This window comes from Salipiger sp. HF18, from assembly GCF_011806505.1.
Classification (GTDB): Bacteria; Pseudomonadota; Alphaproteobacteria; order Rhodobacterales; family Rhodobacteraceae; genus Salipiger; species Salipiger thiooxidans.
Genome location: NZ_JAATOS010000657.1, coordinates 1 through 1,878 on the forward strand (window position 1 = coordinate 1; position 1,878 = coordinate 1,878).

3 protein-coding genes are annotated in these 1,878 nt (G+C 67.5%); 1 reads left to right on the plus strand and 2 read right to left on the minus strand.

The features are described 5' to 3' along the window. A partial coding sequence (locus HC022_RS25510; RefSeq protein WP_167454258.1) for a histidine kinase dimerization/phosphoacceptor domain -containing protein occupies positions 1-844 on the minus strand: 844 nt, incomplete at its 3' end. 209 nt (positions 845-1,053) lie between these two features. On the opposite strand from HC022_RS25510, the gene HC022_RS25515 reads away from it, so the two are divergent. Beyond that, positions 1,054-1,662, plus strand: a complete 609-nt coding sequence (locus HC022_RS25515) for an NTP transferase domain-containing protein (RefSeq protein ID WP_040383998.1) — start codon at positions 1,054-1,056, stop codon at positions 1,660-1,662. 56 nt (positions 1,663-1,718) lie between these two features. On the opposite strand, the gene HC022_RS25520 is transcribed toward HC022_RS25515, so the two are convergent. After that, on the minus strand, positions 1,719-1,878 hold a 160-nt coding region (locus tag HC022_RS25520; protein WP_303049102.1), incomplete at its 5' end, for an MOFRL family protein.

The following is a 1,878-nucleotide window of genomic DNA, read 5'->3' on the forward strand; positions in this document are numbered from 1 at the left end:
TGGCAGCGAACTCGTTGGCGACGATGCCGAGCGAGGACGCGACGCGGCTGTCCACTTCGATTGGGTCGGCCTCGACCTCGACCCGCGTGCCGGCAGGGGCATGGCGCTGCAGCAGCAGTGCCACCCGCTCGAGGTAATTGTCGAGGCGGACGTGGTGCATCTTCGAGGTCATGTTGAGCTCGGCGTGCAGCGATGCGATGGCATCGACCCGGCGGCCGATGGCGTCCAGTGCCTCGCGCGCCTCGGCGCTCTGGGTGCGGGCCTTGTAGAGCCGCACCGTCGAGGCCACCGTCTGCAGCGAGTTCTTGACCCGGTGGTCGATCTCCTCGCGCAGCACTTCCTTGTTCTTCAGGGTGCGCTCGAGGTCGAGCTGGCGCATCACCTGCCCCGCCATCACGGTCAGCAGCTTGCGCTGCGCCGCGGTCAGCTTGCGCGGGCGGCGGTCGAGCACGCAGAGCGAGCCGATGCGGTGCCCGGTGCGGGTCACCAGCGGCGCGCCCGCATAGAAGCGCATGTCGGCGAGCAGCCCGCAGCACAGCGGGTTGTCGGCGCTGCGCAGGTCGAGCAGAGTGTCCTCGATCTCGAGAATATCGTCCTCGAGAATGGCGTGCGAGCAGATCGACTGCCCGAGCGGGGTCTCGGCCGGCTCGAAGCCATGCCGCGCGCGGAACCATTGCCGGTTCTCGTCCACGAGGCTGATCAGCGCCACGGGCATGTCGAGCATCTCGGCCAGCAGGTCCACGACCTCGTCGAACGCGGGGTCAGGCGCGCTGTCGAGCACGTCGAAACTGCGCAGCTCGGCGAGCCGGTCCCGTTCGTTCTCAGACTTTTGCGCTAGCACCATCGCATGACATCCCACTTCGTGTTCCAGAAGTGGCACTGTAAGCCGCGCCAGAGCGCGGTCAACTGTCGGAAACCGGTCGGCCGCAATTGTGATCACACGAAATTGTTTCAGCCGGAGCGACCTCGCGGTAAACGTGCGTCATGTAACCTTCACTTTCGATTAACGAAAAAATTCCGCCGATGGCGCAAACATCGTCTATAAGCCGATCCATGGGAGGAATCGCTGTTCTGATTCCCGCTGCCGGCGCCAGCCGCCGGATGCGCGGGACCGACAAGCTTCTGATGGATATCGGAGGCATGTGCTTGCTGCGTCGCCAGGCCGAGGCGGCACTTGCCGCCGCGGATCACGTCGCCATCACCATTCCCGGCCACCAGCACCCGCGCGCCAAGGCGCTGGCGGGGCTGCCGGTCCAGATCGTCGAGGTCCCGGATTCGGATCTCGGCATGTCGTCGTCGATCCGCCGCGGCGTGGGCTTCCTGCCGCGCGATCTCGATGGGGTCATGATCCTGCCCGCCGACATGCCCGAGATTACCACCGCCGACATCACCGAGGTCATCCGGGCCTTCCGCAACGTACCCCGCCCGACCATCCAGCAGGCGGTCACGGCGGACGGAACCCCCGGCCACCCGGTGCTGTTCCCGGCCGATTGCTTCCCGGCGCTGCAGGCGCTGAGCGGCGACATGGGCGCGAAGGCGGTGCTGAAGGCCAACATCCACCGCGTCCGGCAGGTGCCGCTCGCGGGGCAGAGGGCGCTGGTCGATCTCGACACCCCCGAGGCCTGGGCCGAATGGCAGGCCGCCCAGCAGGCGGCTGAGTAGCGCTGACAGCAGAGTGAAGACCGGGTCGCGCCCGGCCTCCTTCCGGTTCGGGCCCCTCAGGCTCTGGTGACCAGGATCGCGCGGAAATCGTTGACGTTGGTGCCGGTGGGACCGGGCACGAAAAGCGTGCCCGCCCGCTCGAAGGCGCCCCAGGCGTCGTTGCGCGAGAGCATCGTCATCGCGTCCTCGCCCCCTGCCCGCAGCACTGCCGCCACC